The organism is Desulfoscipio sp. XC116, from assembly GCF_039851975.1.
Classification (GTDB): Bacteria; Bacillota; Desulfotomaculia; order Desulfotomaculales; family Desulfallaceae; genus Sporotomaculum.
This window is the reverse complement of record NZ_CP156660.1, coordinates 1499247-1517623: the sequence shown is the minus strand read 5'-3', so window position 1 is coordinate 1517623 and position 18377 is coordinate 1499247. Positions and strand designations below refer to the sequence as shown.

Sequence of the window (18377 nt, the reverse complement as noted above, 5' to 3'; positions counted from 1 at the left end):
TCCGCTTACATAACTTCCCGAATATCATTATTGCTTTTTAATTATTAAGTTAACACTGAATATGTAACTTTAGGCAGGAATATAAAAAGATTTATCGAATTATTTATGCAAATCCTGGAAAGGAAGCGAGTAATTTGCCAAAGGAAGCAATTAATATAAAAGGAACTAAACATGGTCTTATTATTTTACTTGATCCAAGTCGAGATTTTGAAGATATTAAAACCGGTTTAAAAAATAAAATGGAATCTTCCAGCGGTTTTTTTTCCGGTGCAAAGTTTACGCTATACCATGAAAAAACACTTATTCCCGCGGAAAAAAACGAGTTGGAGTCTATCTGCAAGGCTTACGGTTTGATTCCCAACCCGGAAACCCAGTGGCCGCCATTTCAGCGTAAAGGTCAAGGCAAACCGGAAATACCGGTTAATAATACCCGGGCTGCTCATCATCCTATGCCCGGTGAGGCCGCTTTACTGGTAAAACATACCTTGCGTTCCGGACAAATGATCAGCCACAACGGACATGTAACGGTTGTAGGCAACATTCACCCGGGGGCCAAGGTGTCAGCAGCGGGTAATATAATAGTAATGGGCACTTGCTCCGGCTTCGCTCATGCCGGCAAATCCGGCAATCGTCAAGCTTATATTATTGCTTTGCAAATTAAGAACGGTCACTTAAGAATAGCAGACCAAATACTATATCCCGGCCCGGAGCAATCACTCAGCGGACCTGTAATAGCCAATATCAGTAATGAAAAAATTATTTTAACCGACTATGTTGGAATAGGTGAATTTAAACAATCGGTCCCGGAATATGTGTAATAAACTACCAATGAGCAAAATGACCTACAGCAGCATTTGAAGCTACCATAGGCCAAATCAAGCGGCAACCGACAAAGCATTTTACCCGATGAAAATAACATGGATTTATTGATTATTGATTTATGTATCTGTCGGCGGCCAACAGCCCGATAATGGTTTTAGCGTCAACAATTTCACCACTGACAGCCATATCCAGAGCTACTGGCAGTGATTTTTTTTCAACTTCGATAAACTCGTCCTGGTCAAGCTTTTGGTTATATTTAGTCAAATCGCTGGCCACAAATAAATGCAACTGCTCCGTGCAAAATCCGGGTGAAGTATAAAAAGAGTATACCCGTTGCCAGTTTTGAGCACGATATCCCGTTTCTTCCTCCAATTCTCTTTGAGCGCATTGCAGGGGATGTTCATCCGCTTCTATTTTCCCGGCTGGTATTTCCCAGAGCTCTTTGCCTACAGGATGACGATATTGTTTAACCATAAGCACTTCATCCCCACCTGTTAACGCCACCACAGCCACCGCATCGGCGCAACCGACCACTTCACGGTTACCCGTGCGGCCATCGGGTAAATACACCCGATCCTTGCGCACTGTTAAAATTTTACCGGTAAATACTGTTTCTTGATGAATTATTTTTTCAGACATGGTAACCCTCCAAATAACTTAAATTTGGGCGACTCTTTTCATCTCCCACAGAGCCAGTCCCGGCAACAAAGCATAATCTTCAGTGTCCAGATGACTGGGTGCTGAAGTATCAAACAAAACATTACCCGTAGGCGGAAACTCATCATCCCCTTCCCATATAACAAAAGTAATCGGTATCTTGGGCAACACCGGCACCGTTACAGACACATCGCCAATGCTGTCCTTCCATCCGCCAAGTCTTTCCGCCGCTTCCAGCATTTTTTCAATATTGCCGGCAAATATAGATACCAGAGGTTTAATGGCCCGGTTGGTAAAGGGGCCAACATATATAGAACCACTGGGCAATTCCTTAAAGGACACTTTGGCGTTCTCCACGTCCCGGGGACTGCAATGAGTAAGATAATGCAACAATACTACCTTATAATCAATTTTTACTTCCCCGTCACCGGCACAGCATTCTATATTACCTCCGGGATAGTATACGCGATACTTGCCGCCTAAAAACGGTACCACAAAAAAAGAACCGGACTGATCAAAATCGACTAAAGCATTATTAGCCATTACTTCCGGCGTATTTCGAGAAAATTCCTTCATTGCCTTGGCGTAAGCCGGTTTTAAATTCATCAATGCCATAAAAACCAAAACCTCCTCTTTTGGAAATTAAGCCGTAAAAGCATATAATAATTAATCACTTGCAGCTTTTGCCAAATATACTTGATAGATTAAAAGCATTTTACCACAAAAAAACGCCACAATAATTATTTTTAATAAAGATGCCATCGTCTCACTTTTAACTGCATATTTTTGTTTACACAAGCAAGGAATTTTTTCTATTTGCGAGAAATATATTATATGTTGCTATCAATTACTGTTTAGGAGTGTATAAATCGTGCTTCGTATTGGCATACCCAGTGCTCTTTTTTATTATGTGTATTATCCCCTGTGGAAAACTTATTTTGATGAACTGGGTACACAAGTGATAACCTCCGGGAAAACCACTCGTAAATTAATGGATAACGGTGTGCGCGAAGCGTTGGCTGACGCCTGTGTGCCCGTGAAAGTTTTCTTTGGCCACACCATGGCCATAAGCGATCAAGTAGATTATTTATTTATCCCACGCATTGTTTGCTTAAATAAAAAAACCGTTTATTGCCCTAAATTTTTAGGATTACCCGACATGATTCGCCACGGGATCCCAGGCATGCCTCCCATAATTGATGTGCGCGTGGATGCCCGCGAACGAAAGGACAGCATATTATCCGCTTATTATCAAGTGGGAAAAATGCTTGGCAAAACATCGGCACAAATAATAAAGGCCTTATTAAAAGCTCAAATCAAACAGTTCAAATTCCAAAGGTTATTATGCGGCGGTTTACAGCCTTTAGAGGCCATTGATAATATCTTTAACGGCAAGCATAATAAACCACCGGACAATCAAGGACAATTGAAATTCGCCGTCGTAGGCTATCCGTATATTATTCACGACCAGTACATCAGTGTTGCTATAATTAATAAATTACGCAAAATGCGCATTAATGTAGTTACACCGGATAACCTTTCTCCACTTACCGTGAGGATACAAAGGCATGCATCACCCAAACGTTTATTTTGGACATTCAGCGAGCGCACCCTGCGAGCGACCCGCTATTTTGCCGGTCGAAATGATATTGACGGCATTATACACCTGTCAGCGTTCGGCTGCGGTCCAGACTCCATCGTGGACAGGTTCATCCAATTAGATAACTACTCAAGCACTATACCGTTTATGAGCTTGACCGTTGACGAGCACAGCGGCGAGGCCGGGGTAAGCACCAGGCTGGAAGCGTTTGTTGATATGGTCAAAAGAAAAAGAAGGGATATAACGTAATGCGTAAAGTAACCTTCCCGCACATGGGAGAATCCTACCGCACTTTTAAAATGTTATTAAACGACTTGGGGAATGAAGTGATATTACCGCCCAGGCCCAGCCGTAAAACCTTAAACATGGGCGTTCAGTATACTCCCGAATTTGCCTGTTTCCCTTTAAAAATATTAATGGGTACTTACCTTGAAGCCATTGAAAAAGGGGCTAATATTTTAGTCACTTCCGGAGGGGTGGGACCCTGCCGGGCCGGACTTTATGCTGATTTACATAAAAAGATTTTACACGACCTGGGATACCCCATTGAAATGATTATTTTTGAGCCGCCCCGCTTATATCCCATTAGTTTTATCCGCAATGTATATAAGCTAAATCCCGGCAGATTATCCATAAAAGCTATTATCGGCCGCATAAAAAAGGCGTGGCGCAAATTGCAGGCACTGGATAACGCCGAAAAGGCAACCCATGTTATTAGACCCAGAGAATTAAAGAAAGGCACTACTACACGAAAATATAAACAAGTTTTAGAATGGATAGACAGCGCCTATAACACAAATGACATTATTGAAGCCGAAGCGGCTGCCCTGGAGGAGTTGCACAAAGTTCCCCAGGATCCTAACCGGCTGGTTATAAAAGTAGGTATTGTCGGCGAAATCTACGTACTGCTGGAGCCGGCCGCCAATTTGGAAATTGAGGAAACGCTGGGCAACCTGGGGGTTGAGGTGGAACGCTCCATATTTTTAACCGGTTGGACTAGGGATAATACCTGGAAAGAGACTGTAGAGGGAACAACAGTAAAAGATGCTGCCAAGCATTACCTGCCGGAATTAATTGGCGGGCACGGCAGGGATTCCATAGGCAATACCATATTATATTCCAAGCGCGGCTTTGACGGTGTTATCCAACTGGCCCCCTTTACCTGTATACCCGAGATAGTGGCCCGCACCATATTACCCGCTGTTAGCAGGGATTACAATATACCTGTGCTCACTTTTTTTCTTGATGAACAAACCGGAAAAGCGGGAATGAACACCCGCCTGGAAGCGTTCGCCGACTTAATGAAAAGGAAAAAATTAAAAAAACAAGACAAATCAAAACTGTGGCTACCCTCCGGTGCCTTGTAAATATTTCTGAAGCGCAAGGAAGTGACTTTATGCAAGCCTATCTTGGTATGGATGTTGGATCCGTCAGCACTAACTTAGTTATTCAAGATCAGGCCGGCCAAGTAATAGCCGACCTTTATTTGCGAACCAGGGGTCGCCCTGTAGAAGCCATTCAGGATGGTTTACAGCAGATTGCTCAATTAATACCCGAACAAACAAAGATTTGCGGAGTAGGCACTACGGGCAGCGGACGTTATCTGGCCGGAGTAATGGTCGGCGCGGATGTAATTAAAAATGAGATTACCGCCCATGCCGTAGCCGCATCTCATTTTATTCCTCAAGTGCAAACAATTCTTGAAATAGGCGGGCAGGATTCGAAGATAATAATCATCAGGGACGGCATTGTCACCGATTTCGCTATGAACACCGTTTGCGCAGCCGGTACCGGGTCTTTTTTAGATCAACAGGCCTCACGGCTGGGCATTCCCATTACCGAATTCGGTACCCTGGCTCTAAAATCATCTAATCCGGTACGCATTGCCGGACGCTGCACGGTATTCGCCGAATCGGACATGATTCATAAACAGCAAATGGGCCATCCCGTGCATGATATTATTAACGGTCTATGCGAAGCGCTGGTGCGCAACTATCTAAACAATATCGGCAAAGGCAAGGAAATCCTGGCACCGGTTATCTTTCAGGGCGGAGTGGCTGCCAATGCAGGCATAAAAGCATCATTCGAAAAGGCACTGGGCATGGAAATAACAGTACCGCCTCATCACGACGTAATGGGGGCCATTGGCGCAGCGCTGCTGGCCAAGGAGGAACTTGCGGAAACTCATAAGACCACTGGTTTCAAAGGTTTTTCCATCGCTAAATTAACTTATCGAACCGGCAGCTTTGAATGTGACGGCTGTCCCAATAACTGCGAGATTGCTGAAATATATGAGGAAAACCGTGTGATTGGGCGCTGGGGAGCCAGGTGCCCCAGATGGGATATCATACAGGAGGGATAGTGTGACTGAGCATGATTTAAAAATACTGGCAGTTTTTTTTAATTCAATAATCGTAGTTATTATGCTTGTTTCCGGTATCTGGGTGGGTATTGACGCTTACAAAACGGGACGCACACGGGCGGAATCAATTATTTGGGGCATTTTTGCCGGCTGGCTTTTAGTCGTAGGTCCGGTTTTTTACTACTTTTTTAAGAATAAATTTTATAAAAAAAACCGCTGAATTAAGCGGTTTTTTTATTACCATTGATGCCCCGTTATTGTTGTTACTGAGATCGCCTGCACCATCGCGGATCGGCTGATGATCTTTTTATTAAAGTACAGACCCTACTCCGGTTTACATGTGTCAACGATCATCTACAAGCACTTCATTATATTCTGAAATAACACAACATTTATTCATTTAGCGCAAATTTAAAATAGCATAAAAACAATAGCTTTTCAAAAAACAATTAATTTTATGGAAAAGGCATATAATTTGCTAGTACTAATGCATATAACATATATTATTTTTTCATCTTAGGCTACAGGGAAGGAGGTGGCCCCATGTCCCGACCCCGGTTGAACCAAGGTTTAGTTCAGGTATATACAGGAAATGGCAAGGGCAAGACAACGGCATCCCTAGGTTTGGCCTTAAGGGCCATTGGTCACGGCTATAAAGTTTTTATGCTGCAGTTTATGAAAGGCAGCAAGGATTATGGTGAAATCCAGGCAGCGGAAAAGTATTTGCCCAATTTGATTATTGTGCAAAGTGGTTTGGAAACTTTTGTTAGCAAGAATAACCCATCCCGGGCGGATATTGATCTGGCCAAGCAAGGACTTAAAACAGTCCGGAAAGTCATTAGCGAAGGAAATTATGATTTGGTTATTTTGGATGAAGTTAATACCGCTCTGGACTTTAAATTAATTGAATTGGATGATGTATTGGAAATTATTAAATCCAAACCACGCCATGTCGAGTTGATTTTAACGGGAAGATATGTACCCAAGGAAATAACCGAAATTACCGATCTGGTCAGCGAAGTAAATCTAATTAAACATCCCTATTATCAAGGTGTCACGGCCAGAGAAGGAATTGAATACTGACACATAGGCGGGTGAGGATATGATGTTGGAAGTTGGTAAACTAATACAGGGAGATAAACGCACGGCAGCCAAGATGATTACCCTAATTGAAAATAACGGCGCGGGTAAAGAAGAGTTATTAAGCCAAATATACCCGCATACAGGCCGGGCCCATGTTATAGGAGTAACGGGTTCGCCCGGTGCGGGCAAAAGCTCATTAACAGATGAATTAATTAAACAGGCACGTAAATATGATAATAAAGTTGGTGTGGTAGCCGTTGACCCAACGTCACCCATATCCGGCGGTGCACTCTTAGGCGATCGCATCCGCATGCAGGAACATGCTTTAGATAAAAATGTTTTTATCCGCAGCATGGGCACCAGGGGATGCCTGGGCGGTTTGGCCCGAGCCACTAAAGATGTGGTTAAGGTACTGGACGCTTACGGCTGCAATATTATTATTGTTGAGACAGTCGGTGTCGGTCAAAGTGAATTGGACATTATGCATTACGCCGATAGCACCCTGGTTGTACTTACACCCGGGGGCGGCGATCATATTCAGACCATCAAAGCAGGAATTATGGAAATCGCTGATATTTTTGTAATTAACAAATGCGATTTAGGCCACACGAAAAAAATTATTACCGATATTGAACAAATGCTGGACATGAGCCCCCGCTTTCATACGGGCTGGCGGCCACCGGTGGTGGAAACCAGCGTAGTCAACCAGCACGGCATAGACGAGCTCTGGTCGACAATCAATAACCATCTGCAGTATGCCGGCGACAGTGGTGAGCTGCAGGAAGCCGTTCGTCAAAGGCTGAGCATGGAAATGATAGAGCTTGCAGAGGAGAGTCTGCGCAAGCAATTGTGGGATCATTTTCATCAAGCGAACGGGCTGAGTGATATATTGCATCAAATGGTGGAACGCAAAACAGACCCTTACACCCAAGCCCAAAAATTTTTATATGATTTTTTAAAGGAGCGTTGCTGATATGAACGAAATTAAAACCGCCCGAGATAAATGGCTGACCGCAAAAAGCAAAAAAAAGAACCGGGACATTAATTTTGAAACCGTATCCGGCCTGCCGGTCGAAGATTTGTACACACCGGAAGATATCAAAAACTTGGATTACATGAAGGATATCGGCTTCCCAGGCGATTATCCCTATACCAGGGGTGTACAAAGCAACATGTATCGCGGCAGGCTGTGGACCATGCGTCAGTTTGCCGGATTCGGCACGGCCGAGGAATCCAACTTGCGTTATAAATACCTGCTGGGGAAAGGGCAGACCGGACTCAGTGTAGCCTTTGATATGCCTACTATCATGGGTTATGACAGCGATCATCCCCGTTCCCTTGGTGAAGTGGGCCGGGTAGGTGTGGCCATAGACAGCCTTGAGGATATGGAAACACTGTTTAACGGTATTCCCCTGGATAAGGTCAGCACTTCCATGACAACCAACGCGCCGGCCTCTATTCTCTGGTGTCTGTATATCGCCACCGGGGAAAAACAAGGCGTGGCTTCGGAACAATTAACAGGCACCATCCAAAATGACATTTTAAAGGAATACATTGCCCAAAAGTCCTGGATATTTCCGCCGGAGCCATCCATGCGCTTAATTACAAATATATTTGAGTATGCCGCCAAACACGTGCCCAAATGGAATACTGTAAGCATCAGCGGCTACCATATCCGCGAAGCCGGCTCAACCGCCGTGCAAGAATTGGCTTTTACACTGGCGGATGGTTTTGCCTATATAGAGGCCGGCATTGAGGCGGGTCTAAATGTAGATGATTTCGCTCCCCGGCTGTCCTATTTCTTTAATTCACATATCGACTTTTTCGAAGAGATTGCTAAGTACCGTGCCGCCCGGCGAATATGGGCCCGGCGTATGAAAGAAAAATACGGGGCTAAGAATCCTAAATCATGGCTGCTGCGCTTCCATACTCAGACTGCCGGCTGCAGCTTGACCGCTCAACAACCTGAAAACAATATCGCACGTACCGCATACGAAGCCCTGGCTGCAGTGCTGGGGGGCACTCAGTCCCTGCACACCAACTCCATGGATGAGGTCCTGGCTTTACCTACCGAGAAAGCTGCGCAAATAGCGCTGCGCACCCAGCAAATTCTGGCTTACGAAACAGGCGTAGCCAATGTTATCGATCCCCTGGCAGGCTCGTATTATGTGGAAGCCTTAACCAATAAAATGGAAGAAGAAGCTGAAAAATATTTTGCGGAAATCGAGCGCCGCGGCGGCGTTCTGGCCGCTATTGATCAGAACTTTTTCCAGCAGGAAATTGCTGACGCTGCTTACCATTATCAGCGGGCTATAGATAAGAAAAAACGCATCCAGGTTGGCGTAAATGAATTTATCGATCCCAATGAAGAATTGGAAATTGAATTATTAATCATTGATCCTGAAATCGAGCGCAAACAAGTAGAGAAAGTTGGAAAACTGCGCCGCGATCGTAATAACTTACTGGTTGGGGATACCCTTGATGCATTGCGTCAAGCCGCGCAGGGCACTGAGAATATGATTCCTTTCATTCTCGAATGTGTAAAAGCTTATGCCACCGAAGGCGAAATTATACAGACTTTGCGTGAAGTATTCGGTGAGTACAAGGAAAAACCTACTTTTTAAACTTTCGACAAGGGAGGCAAAACCAATGGCAAAGAAAATCAGGGTGCTGGTGGCCAAACCCGGCCTGGACGGCCATGACCGGGGTGCCCGGGTTATCGCCCGCGCACTAAGAGACGCCGGTATGGAGGTAGTATATACCGGCTTGCACCAAACACCGGAACAAATAGTAGAAGCAGCCATTCAAGAAGATGTGGATATTGTCGGCCTGTCCGTTTTAAGCGGTGCACACATGACACTGTTCCCCAGGATCTGCCAACTGCTCAAGGAAAACGGTGCCGACGATATCATGGTTATGGGCGGCGGTACCATACCCGAAGCGGATGTTATGGCACTCAAGGAGGGAGGCTTTGCAGCAGAAGTATTCACTCCCGGCACAACCATAGAAACCATTGTGGAATGGATAAACGCCAACGCCAAGGTACAATAACATTTACCCGAACATTTACCCGCCCGGACTTGTTCCGGGCGGTTTAGTCTATTTTAAACAATGTTTATCAACCCAACAACCGCAGCCGCCACTTGCACCGGAATCAAGCATTTATTAACGGTTTGGTACTTAACATTAGTCATGCAGGAGCCCCCGTTTGATCATTTTCTCTTTAACCGTAGGGTAATAATCCAAATTAGTATGCGGCAGGAATTTACTGCCCACAAACTTATTCATAAATGCCTCATTAGCATTAAGTTCAAAATACGTTATATTGCGAGCAATTTCTTCTGCTTCCAGTCTGCTTTCCTCGGACAACAGCACCAGCCTGGCCCCTTCACCGGAACTGTTACCCAAGCGTATCATCCGCTCCCTGGGCAGGTCGGGATAGAAACCTATAGTTATGGCCGATTCCAGATCCAGATACTGACCAAAGGCGCCGGCGGCATAAAATGTAGAAATATCATTCATCCGAGAGCCAACACCCTCCAGCAGCACTTCGAGAGCTGCGTTCACCGCACCCTTGGTACGCATAATATTATTTATATCTGTTTGAGTAAAAGTAATATCTTTCCCTGTGGCTGAATCCGCCGCCGGAACAACCACAAAACTCTTGTCAGCACCCCGAAATTTACCCGCCCGGTCAATAACACCGGCCAGCATTAGCTCAGCCAGACAATCCACCAGTCCGGAACCGCAGATACCCACGGCTTTGCGGCCGTCTATAGTACGATAATGAACCTGCCGAGTGTCCGGATCTATGCGCACCTGATATACCGCTCCCGGCTCGGCCCGCATACCGTCCCGGGCAACCCCGCCCTCCAGCGCCGGACCGGCCGCACCGGCACAGGCCACCAACCACTCGTTATTGCCCAACACTATTTCCCCGTTGGTACCAATATCAACAAATAGAGCCAGCTCGGGCTTTTTATGCAATCCGCTGGCCAGTATACCGGCTACAATATCACCGCCCACATAACTGCCTACACTGGGCAAACAATAAATAGGAGCCCGGGGGTTTACAGCCAATCCAATAGCTGACGCGCTAATGTATCCGGGCAAGTTGACCACCGGAATATAAGGAGCCATGCAAATGCGGGAAGGATCAACACCCAAAAGTAAATGTACCATGGTACTGTTGGCCCCCACCGTAACAGCACTGATAGCACCGCCATAAAAGTCTTGTTTTTGCGCCAGACGGCCTATAATACCGTTTAATGTATCCACCACCGCCTGCTGCAGTTGCTTTCTCCCCGAGGTGGTGCCGGCCAGATAGATTCTTGTTAATATGTCTGCACCGTAGGCTGCCTGACCGTTAAAATCAGCCGCCATATCGAGCACCTTACCGGTAACCATATCTACCAGGTAGCCAACCACGGTAGTGGTACCCAAATCAACCGCCAGCCCCAAATGCCGGTTTGTCGTATCACCCGGTTCAATGTCAACCAACTGCCAGGCATGTCCAGATCGGGCTACTGTGACAGTCACCCGCCAGTTGGCATTGCGCAGCACCTCACTTACTTTATTCATTAATAATAACGGTACCGACAGGCCCGAATACCGGTTTTCAAGTGTCCCCAGCAACCTGTCCACATCAGCCTGATTATTTAGCAAACTTGGCTGTTCCAGCTCTATATAGCGTTTTTGGCTCATCGGGTTAAGGTTAACATCAACAAGCACTCTGTTCTGCAATATAATTGAATAATTGTTTGCAACCGACAATCAATATAAACCTCCTTGTAATTATCCAATACAACGATAATATTCAGTAAATTTACACTATAAATAATAACACAGCTAATTAAAATGCAAAAGAGATACCCAAGGTATCTCTTATGAAATTACTTGCCGATTATTCTTTTTAAATCTGCCCACCAGCCTAGTCACCAATCTCACCAGCGGATGGGCTAAATGATCTCCCAAGATTTTATAGTCATTCTTTATTTTAGTTAATTCTTGTTGTGCCAGGCGCAGTGCGTGGCCCAGCTTTTCCCCCTCAGCCATGGAATGCTTTAAATCAGCGCTCAGCGCATTAATCTCCTCCCGCCATATTTTTTGCTCCTGGCCTGAATTGTCTTTTAGCCGTTCCAGCTTCTGCCTTAATTCCACAATCTCGGTTTGCAACTCGGCGACCCGATTAGCGTGACTTTCCTTCATTTCAATTATTTTGGCTTTATTTTCACGGTCCCGTTCTTTATACTGCTGCAGCTTGCTGAACAAAGTCTCTTGGCTGGATTGATTGACATTCATTAATTGTTGCATCTTTAAATTTTCTTTTTCTTTTTCTTTGTTTCTGGCCACCCAGAGCCTACACTGGTATAGTATACTGTTAGCCTTGGCTTCCAGTTTTTGCAGATGCTCCTTATAACGATATATTTCTTTTTTCCTTAACGACAATAACAGGTCCTTTTCAGCCATCTGAGTAGTCATTTGCTCATATCTGCCCACCTCGCTCTGACGCAGGGCCAATGCGGCAGCAACCTCTCGGTGGGCCGTTGACAATTCCTCAATTTGTTTTTGCAATACCGCGTTTTTATGGAACCATTTACTCCGCTCCCGACTCCAACGACCTCTCTGGCGCTTGATTGATTCCAAATATCTTTTAATAATGCGATCATAGATAACTCTGGATTCCGAATTGTAGCACCATACTCCATTTCCTATTTCATCAAAATAAGGGAATTTCCTTAAAACATCCCGTATTTCTTTTTGACCGGAATCTCTCCACTTATTAACCATATCGGTTAATTGGACCAGCGAAAGCCCCGTGGGATGTATTTTAAGAGCCTTGATGATTAAATGCTTTAAAGAATAATGCTCTGTTTCCACTTCCCATTCGGTTAACCCCCAAAAACCATTAACCAATTGAATAAACCTGCCATCGTTAATTAACTCCGCCTGTTCCGCTACCGGTTTACTCTTTCTTTTCCTTGCCCCATTTTTAAAAAGCTCGTTTGTGCTAAGGGGCTTTTGTTTTTTTAATAGCAGATTATACAATTGATCATTATCCCGTTTTCCTTCCAGATTTAAAAACCATATGTAACCATCGCCGGTGTCAAAACATTTATGTTGCTCCAAGCACAAGCAAACTTTTTCCTCCACCTGTTCCGCTGAATAATCCACCAACATTTGCCTGTGCACATAGGGGGTCAATTCAGCCACAGACAAAGATTCAAAGAAAAATAAAGTCTTTTTAAGTACATCGGTAAGCGAATTTAATGTACCGTTCATTTTTTGCACCACCTCAAGCTAATAGTTATATTACCTGGTATATACTTCATCTTTTATTTAAAATTTCCTTCCTGATTATTAAATTTTTTCAATTTTTTTCCTGAACTTTTTACTTGTTCATGAGCACTTACTACCATATAATTAGATAAATAATCCATGCTCATTAGAAGAGGTGGTGGTTAAGTTGGTCTTGGGAAATAAAATACATACAGGGAATGAGGCATTAAACGATCAGCTGGCCTATGAAGGTCCTGTACAGCCGGAATACATTTCAGAACTGGATATGGCACCCGATTTGCATGTTTTTCGTGAACCGCACAAACAACATAAAGCACTGGTTGATATAGCGGCCTCCTCTGATGGAATGGTTTATATTGCCCGCCATCAGAACGTTATTGTGGGTTATGTCACATTCCATGATCCCGATAAATACAGCCGCTGGTGCAAGCATGGTAATATCCTGGAATTGGGTGCCATTGAGGTAAGCCCTACCTGGCGCAAACACAAGATAGGTAAAAAGCTCATGCAGCTTGCCTTTACCAATCCCATTATGGACGAAAAAATTGTTATTACCATCGAATTTTGCTGGCACTGGGATCTTGAAAGCACAGGCCTTGACATCTGGCAATATCAAAAGATGCTGAGCAAGGTATTTGGCAGTACCGGCTTGGTGCGAGTTCCCACCGATGATCCGGAGATACTTGAACATATCGCCAACGTAATGATGGCCCGCATAGGCCCCCGGGTACCCGAAGAAGATGTTAAAAAGTTTGAAAATATGAAATTCTGTGGCGGCAGCATTTTTCACTATCACTAGCTGATCGTCATTCATGATCCGACCGGCAATAAAAAGTCAGAAATAGCATAAACAGGCCCCCGGCATCTAACGCTGAGGGCTTGTTAATATGCAAACTATATTATTAATCAGCGCAAACTGTAGTTGGGAGCTTCCTTGGTAATTGCCACGTCATGGGGATGACTTTCCCGCAAGCCGGCCGGGCTAATGCGAATAAACTGTCCCTTTTTCTTTAATTCTTCAATTGTGGCGGCCCCACAGTACCCCATACCGGCCCGCAATCCGCCAATAAGCTGAAAGGCGGTATCAGCCAGCGTACCCCGGTACGGAACTCTCCCTTCAACTCCCTCGGGAACGAGTTTTTTCTGATTTTCCTGGAAGTACCGGTCCTTACTGCCTTCCTTCATGGCACCAAGTGAGCCCATACCCCGGTAAACTTTATAACTGCGTCCCTGGTAAATTTCCATATCCCCCGGGCTTTCTTCCGTACCCGCCAGCAAACTGCCCAGCATAACCACATCGGCACCGGCGGCAATAGCCTTGGTAACATCTCCGGAGTATTTTATTCCACCATCGGCTATAATAGGTATATCATACTTGGCTGCTTCTTGAGCACAGTCGTAGATAGCCGTTATTTGCGGCACGCCCGCTCCCGCCACTATCCTGGTTGTACAAATGGAACCGGGACCGATACCTATTTTAACCGCATCCGCACCGGCTTTAATTAAATCCCGGGTACCTCCCGCCGTACCAACATTGCCCGCGATAATATCAAGGTCAGGAAATTTATTTTTTACTTCATTAACGGTATTCAGCACCCCCCGGGAATGTCCGTGGGCAGTATCAATAACAATAATATCCGTCTTCGCTTCCACCAGCGCGGCAACACGCTTCATGGTATCAGCAGTAACTCCCACTGCGGCCGCTACCAGCAGCCTGCCCCCCACATCTTTGGCTGATAAAGGAAATTGACGAGCTTTTTCAATGTCTTTGATAGTAATTAAGCCGCGTAAATTAAAATTATTATCAACAATGGGCAGTTTTTCAACTTTATACGTTTGTAATATTCCCTTGGCCTCTTCCAGAGTAGTACCTACCGGCGCGGTAACTAAATTCTCTTTGGTCATTGCTTGACCGACTTTTTGTTGAAAATTTTTTTCAAACCGCAAATCCCGGTTGGTTAAAATACCCACCAGCTTGCCGTTGTCGGTAACGGGCACACCGGATATGCGGTAACGCTCCATCAATACCAGCGCCTCGCTGATGGAGCTTTCCGGCGACAAATAAATGGGGTCGGAAATTACACCATGTTCGGAACGTTTTACCCTGTCCACTTCCATAGCCTGTCTTTCAATGGACATATTTTTGTGGATTACACCAACACCACCCTCCCGAGCCATAGCAATAGCCATGCGATACTCGGTAACTGTGTCCATGCTGGCACTCATCAGGGGAATATTTAGTGTAATATTTTTAGTCAGCCGGGTGGAAGTATCCACATCCCGCGGCAACACCTCTGAGACCGACGGCACCAACAACACATCATCAAACGTTAATCCTACTTTATTAAACTTATCGGGATAAATGTCCCCTCACTCCCCTCAATTAATGTCGTATTAATATATCTGCTTATTATAGCACAACGGGCGGTTAGAAGGGGACCAAATTATTGACATTACCATAAAGAACCAACTGCCGTATAATGTTAATCCTGACCCATGACATGCCCCAGGCCATAACGCATAAAATGATCACGCAGATGGTAAATCAACTTTTCCGTAACATCATATTCCTCGGCCATCTCTGCGTCAGACCTGCCGTCCTTTAAACCTTCTATAAAATCATCAAAATCAATACCCACCTCTTCAGCCTTGAATTTCAAACTGGACTCCGTACTCCAGGGCACCCTGGAACGAATATAATTTTCCACTGTTTAAACACCCCTTTTTTTAGGTATTGTGTCCAGCAAGCAATTCCATTATCATACCATGTTTTGTATGGGTATTATCTCCAGGTATACGATGACATGCTCCGATAGCACTACCAGCAAAACCTTTAAGCGAATCTTCTTTCCTTCCACCTCTAGCTCACGATTATCCACAATTCGAGGCACCAGCAGATAATTAATTGTTTCCAGTTCCTGACCGGAAATAATCTTTAACCATTCTCTTACTTTTTTTTCAACCGTTAACTCAATGGTGCTTTGCTCGTACTCCGAATAGTCGCATTCCTCGGCAAAGCTTATGTGGGCGCTGATTTTTGTAACCACTCTGGCATGTATTGTTTCATTGGCCTGTCGCAGCTGCTCCAACTCCTTTTCGGCAACCGCCAGGCCATCCGCAAGAGAGCGGTTTTTAATGGATAAATCATCAATCTGCTTGCCTATAAAAATTCCCGTTAGGGCGGCGCCGGTAATCATACCCAGCAAAAAAACCGTTACTCTAAATAAAATGCACTTTTTCATTGCCCTTCACCAGACAGAATTAATAGCAGATAGTAGCCGCTCTGGGTACCGGCCAGAGCGCTTGTTATATATATCAATTGTTTGATGACCGCCCGCATCTCGCCCTGGAAAAGGCCCGATTCCAGCACCTCAAAAGTAGAAAAAGTGCCGCCGATGGCGGCTACAATGGCCCAGATTTTAATTTCTTTAGCTAGTTTCAACATGGTGCCTACGGGCGGTTCCCGGACCAAAACGGCCGCCAGGGCCCCAACTAAAGCTGCACCCAGCATAATTCCAAGCGCCGTAAAAAATATTAGAACCGTCTTATTAATAAACGTATCCATGGTTCTCCCCTCATTATTAAGCATGGAAATTCTAAATTTTTACCGGCCGGCCAAAAAAACACCGGCGAAAAGACGTTCCTGTCCCCAGTATATGTATGCAATAATGAAGTAAGAACAAGACCATAAACATATGCGTCGTTCAGCTAAAGCTGAACATCGGAGCTTTAAATAGTGATTCCACCCCACCTAAAGTAAAAATAGGAACTCCCACTTATAGAAGTGGGAGTCTTGGAATTTGATTAAGTCTATTATTATACCGGCGGTATCGTTCCCTGTCCCAGGTGACTGCAATCGTTATATAGCATTAATATGGGTTTATCCCAGTGGTAAAAATCAATTATAGACAGGGATGCATTATCTTGGCGCAGCTGCCAGTACTGATTTAAATCAATACCCAGCACCGTAGCCACAATACTTCTAATGACCCCGCCATGAGCCACTACCAGCACATTTTTTTCCGGGTATTGCTCTACAATAGTTTTGACGGCCCGGACAGACCGCTCCGCCAGTTCAGCCAGCGTTTCCCCCCCCGGCACCCTGGTCTGCAGCGGACTTGACCACCAGGCTGCAGACTCCCGTTGGTATTTCCGGCGAATCTCCTCTACGGTCATTCCCTCCCAGTGCCCGAAATTCAGTTCTTGCAAATCCGGTACTACCTGTACAGACTTATTATGGGGTTCGGCTATAATAGCGGCCGTTTCCCGGGCCCGGGAAAGACTGCTTGAAAAAAAGGCGGTGACATCCTGCTCTGCTAACCGATTACTCAATGCCTTGGCCTGTTTAATCCCCTTCTCGCTTAAAGGAACATCAGTCCGGCCTTGTAAGCGAGTCTCTTTATTCCAGGCAGTTTCACCATGCCTTACTAAAAACATACGACTACCCATCAGCTACCCCCTTCATTATCTCTCTAAGCACATTTAGCAGCACTGCGTTTTCCGCTCTGTTTTTCACTGCCACCCGTATATAGTTATTACCCAGGCCGCTGAAGCTGGCGCAATCCCGTACCAACACACCTCGCCCGGCGGACAGTCCCGCCAGTTGGGCCGAGGTTATGGCGGGGTTTTCGATTTTGACCAATAAATAGTTGGCTTCTCCGGCAAAAGCATTAAGGCCGGGTATCAATGAAATAGCCCGGTATAAAAAATCCCTTTCCCGCCAAATTAGCTGCCTGGTTTGGGCCATATATTCTTTATCCGCCAGTGCCGCCGCCCCCGCGATTTGCGCCAAGCTGTTTACATTCCAGGGATCTTTGGCTGCCGAAATCTTTTTAATGATTGGCTTACCGGCTATTAGTACACCCAATCGCAGGCCGGGAATGCCGAAAAATTTAGTCAACGAATAAAGCACAATTAAATTGGGATGCTCATCAAGCAAAGGTAATACTGTGTATTGCTCCTGCCGGTGGACAAAATCTATAAAAGCTTCGTCCACCACTACAGTGGCTCCACATGTGCGGGCATCTTCAATAATTGATTGGATAATCGGCCTTTTAACCGCTCCTCCGGTAGGGTTGTTGGGGTTACAGATAAACACCACGTCGGCATGGCTCAGCGCTTTTCTAATCCGGGGCGCCGGCAGCGCAAACTTTTCCTCCTCCAACAAAGGCACTTCATGCACAGCACCCCCGGCAATGGTGACCGCCGCACCGTATTCTGTGAAGGTGGGTGCGGCAACTATCGCCCTGCGATAACCCATGACCCGGGCCAAAAGATAGATCAATTCCGACGCGCCATTACCCAGCAGCATTTTTTCGGGCGCAACATTCAGGTAACCGGTTAAACCCGCCCGCAATTCCGCGCAGCGCGGGTCGGGATAATGCCTGATCAGATCCAAATTATCTGTTATCGCCGACAAAGCCATGGGAGAAGTACCCAGCGGGTTGATGTTGGCACTGAAGTCGTAGATGGCCCGGGGATGACATTGCAAACTGCGGGCGGCGCCAAATACATCTCCACCATGTTTATATTCAATATGTATCATTGTATTGC

General features: G+C 45.4%; 20 protein-coding genes. 10 read left to right on the top strand and 10 right to left on the bottom strand.

All coding sequences use genetic code 11. From position 1 onward, the window contains the following. Window positions 1–134 precede the first annotated feature (134 nt). Complete coding sequence (locus tag ABDB91_RS07205; protein WP_347490940.1) at window positions 135–818, top strand: septum site-determining protein MinC; 684 nt, start codon at window positions 135–137, stop codon at window positions 816–818. Window positions 819–930: 112 nt separating this feature from the next. Here ABDB91_RS07205 and ABDB91_RS07200 read toward each other — a convergent pair whose 3' ends face one another. Then, a complete protein-coding gene (locus tag ABDB91_RS07200; RefSeq protein ID WP_347490939.1) occupies window positions 931–1461 on the bottom strand; it encodes an NUDIX hydrolase in 531 nt (176 codons plus the stop codon). Between the two features lie 18 nt (window positions 1462–1479). After that, the gene (locus tag ABDB91_RS07195; RefSeq protein WP_347490938.1) at window positions 1480–2094 is read right to left on the bottom strand and encodes a DUF3786 domain-containing protein; all 615 of its coding nucleotides are present in this window, start codon (window positions 2092–2094) and stop codon (window positions 1480–1482) included. Window positions 2095–2350: 256 nt separating this feature from the next. Here ABDB91_RS07195 and ABDB91_RS07190 point away from each other — a divergent pair, with 256 nt between their 5' ends. From ABDB91_RS07190 to ABDB91_RS07155, 8 genes are all read left to right on the top strand, one after another. Further along, the gene (locus tag ABDB91_RS07190) at window positions 2351–3328 is read left to right on the top strand and encodes an acyl-CoA dehydratase activase-related protein (protein WP_347490937.1); all 978 of its coding nucleotides are present in this window, start codon (window positions 2351–2353) and stop codon (window positions 3326–3328) included. Then, the gene (locus ABDB91_RS07185) at window positions 3328–4446 is read left to right on the top strand and encodes an acyl-CoA dehydratase activase-related protein (protein ID WP_347490936.1); all 1119 of its coding nucleotides are present in this window, start codon (window positions 3328–3330) and stop codon (window positions 4444–4446) included. The genes ABDB91_RS07190 and ABDB91_RS07185 overlap by 1 nt, the downstream gene beginning before the upstream one ends. 29 nt (window positions 4447–4475) lie before the next feature. After that, a complete protein-coding gene (locus tag ABDB91_RS07180; protein WP_347490935.1) occupies window positions 4476–5441 on the top strand; it encodes an acyl-CoA dehydratase activase in 966 nt (321 codons plus the stop codon). A gap of 1 nt (window position 5442) precedes the next feature. Continuing rightward, window positions 5443–5661 carry a hypothetical protein gene (locus ABDB91_RS07175; protein ID WP_347490934.1) on the top strand — a complete coding sequence of 73 codons (219 nt, stop codon included), beginning with the start codon at window positions 5443–5445 and terminating at the stop codon, window positions 5659–5661. 323 nt (window positions 5662–5984) lie between these two features. Then, on the top strand, window positions 5985–6524 hold the full coding sequence (gene cobO / locus ABDB91_RS07170; RefSeq protein ID WP_347490933.1) for a cob(I)yrinic acid a,c-diamide adenosyltransferase: 540 nt from the start codon (window positions 5985–5987) through the stop codon (window positions 6522–6524). A gap of 19 nt (window positions 6525–6543) precedes the next feature. Beyond that, a complete protein-coding gene (gene meaB / locus ABDB91_RS07165) occupies window positions 6544–7497 on the top strand; it encodes a methylmalonyl Co-A mutase-associated GTPase MeaB (protein ID WP_347490932.1) in 954 nt (317 codons plus the stop codon). Window position 7498: 1 nt separating this feature from the next. Continuing rightward, window positions 7499–9148 carry a methylmalonyl-CoA mutase family protein gene (locus ABDB91_RS07160; RefSeq protein ID WP_347490931.1) on the top strand — a complete coding sequence of 550 codons (1650 nt, stop codon included), beginning with the start codon at window positions 7499–7501 and terminating at the stop codon, window positions 9146–9148. A 25-nt stretch (window positions 9149–9173) separates the two neighbouring features. After that, complete coding sequence (locus ABDB91_RS07155; RefSeq protein ID WP_347490930.1) at window positions 9174–9575, top strand: cobalamin B12-binding domain-containing protein; 402 nt, start codon at window positions 9174–9176, stop codon at window positions 9573–9575. 135 nt (window positions 9576–9710) lie between these two features. Here ABDB91_RS07155 and ABDB91_RS07150 read toward each other — a convergent pair whose 3' ends face one another. Beyond that, on the bottom strand, window positions 9711–11297 hold the full coding sequence (locus ABDB91_RS07150) for an ASKHA domain-containing protein (RefSeq protein WP_347490929.1): 1587 nt from the start codon (window positions 11295–11297) through the stop codon (window positions 9711–9713). Between the two features lie 111 nt (window positions 11298–11408). Further along, entirely contained in the window at window positions 11409–12806 is a 1398-nt protein-coding gene (locus tag ABDB91_RS07145) for a phage-shock protein (RefSeq protein WP_347490928.1), read from the bottom strand. A gap of 175 nt (window positions 12807–12981) precedes the next feature. Between ABDB91_RS07145 and ABDB91_RS07140 the strand changes: the two genes are divergently transcribed. Then, window positions 12982–13623 carry a GNAT family N-acetyltransferase gene (locus ABDB91_RS07140; RefSeq protein WP_347490927.1) on the top strand — a complete coding sequence of 214 codons (642 nt, stop codon included), beginning with the start codon at window positions 12982–12984 and terminating at the stop codon, window positions 13621–13623. A gap of 107 nt (window positions 13624–13730) precedes the next feature. On the opposite strand, the gene guaB is transcribed toward ABDB91_RS07140, so the two are convergent. The 6 genes from guaB to cobD form a co-directional block, all read right to left on the bottom strand. Then, a complete protein-coding gene (guaB, locus tag ABDB91_RS07135) occupies window positions 13731–15188 on the bottom strand; it encodes an IMP dehydrogenase (RefSeq protein WP_347491550.1) in 1458 nt (485 codons plus the stop codon). A gap of 119 nt (window positions 15189–15307) precedes the next feature. Then, complete coding sequence (locus tag ABDB91_RS07130) at window positions 15308–15532, bottom strand: helix-turn-helix domain-containing protein (RefSeq protein ID WP_347490926.1); 225 nt, start codon at window positions 15530–15532, stop codon at window positions 15308–15310. A gap of 51 nt (window positions 15533–15583) precedes the next feature. Continuing rightward, complete coding sequence (locus ABDB91_RS07125) at window positions 15584–16066, bottom strand: hypothetical protein (protein ID WP_347490925.1); 483 nt, start codon at window positions 16064–16066, stop codon at window positions 15584–15586. Further along, complete coding sequence (locus tag ABDB91_RS07120; protein ID WP_347490924.1) at window positions 16063–16389, bottom strand: YtrH family sporulation protein; 327 nt, start codon at window positions 16387–16389, stop codon at window positions 16063–16065. Before ABDB91_RS07120 ends, ABDB91_RS07125 begins: the two co-directional genes overlap by 4 nt. 251 nt (window positions 16390–16640) lie before the next feature. Continuing rightward, window positions 16641–17273: an alpha-ribazole phosphatase gene (cobC, locus tag ABDB91_RS07115; protein ID WP_347490923.1), complete on the bottom strand. Its 633-nt coding sequence runs from the start codon at window positions 17271–17273 to the stop codon at window positions 16641–16643. Continuing rightward, a complete protein-coding gene (cobD, locus tag ABDB91_RS07110; RefSeq protein WP_347490922.1) occupies window positions 17266–18369 on the bottom strand; it encodes a threonine-phosphate decarboxylase CobD in 1104 nt (367 codons plus the stop codon). The genes cobC and cobD overlap by 8 nt, the downstream gene beginning before the upstream one ends. Between the last annotated feature and the right edge of the window lie 8 nt (window positions 18370–18377).

Coding starts and splice junctions, on each gene's coding strand:
- ABDB91_RS07145 (WP_347490928.1), bottom strand. CDS start 12,806: ATGAACGGTACATTAAATTCGCTTACCGATGTACTTAAAAAGACTTTA.
- ABDB91_RS07155 (WP_347490930.1), top strand. CDS start 9,174: ATGGCAAAGAAAATCAGGGTGCTGGTGGCCAAACCCGGCCTGGACGGC.
- ABDB91_RS07200 (WP_347490939.1), bottom strand. CDS start 1,461: ATGTCTGAAAAAATAATTCATCAAGAAACAGTATTTACCGGTAAAATT.
- ABDB91_RS07125 (WP_347490925.1), bottom strand. CDS start 16,066: ATGAAAAAGTGCATTTTATTTAGAGTAACGGTTTTTTTGCTGGGTATG.
- ABDB91_RS07185 (WP_347490936.1), top strand. CDS start 3,328: ATGCGTAAAGTAACCTTCCCGCACATGGGAGAATCCTACCGCACTTTT.
- cobO (WP_347490933.1), top strand. CDS start 5,985: ATGTCCCGACCCCGGTTGAACCAAGGTTTAGTTCAGGTATATACAGGA.
- cobC (WP_347490923.1), bottom strand. CDS start 17,273: ATGGGTAGTCGTATGTTTTTAGTAAGGCATGGTGAAACTGCCTGGAAT.
- ABDB91_RS07120 (WP_347490924.1), bottom strand. CDS start 16,389: ATGGATACGTTTATTAATAAGACGGTTCTAATATTTTTTACGGCGCTT.
- meaB (WP_347490932.1), top strand. CDS start 6,544: ATGATGTTGGAAGTTGGTAAACTAATACAGGGAGATAAACGCACGGCA.
- ABDB91_RS07195 (WP_347490938.1), bottom strand. CDS start 2,094: ATGGCATTGATGAATTTAAAACCGGCTTACGCCAAGGCAATGAAGGAA.
- cobD (WP_347490922.1), bottom strand. CDS start 18,369: ATGATACATATTGAATATAAACATGGTGGAGATGTATTTGGCGCCGCC.
- ABDB91_RS07160 (WP_347490931.1), top strand. CDS start 7,499: ATGAACGAAATTAAAACCGCCCGAGATAAATGGCTGACCGCAAAAAGC.
- ABDB91_RS07180 (WP_347490935.1), top strand. CDS start 4,476: ATGCAAGCCTATCTTGGTATGGATGTTGGATCCGTCAGCACTAACTTA.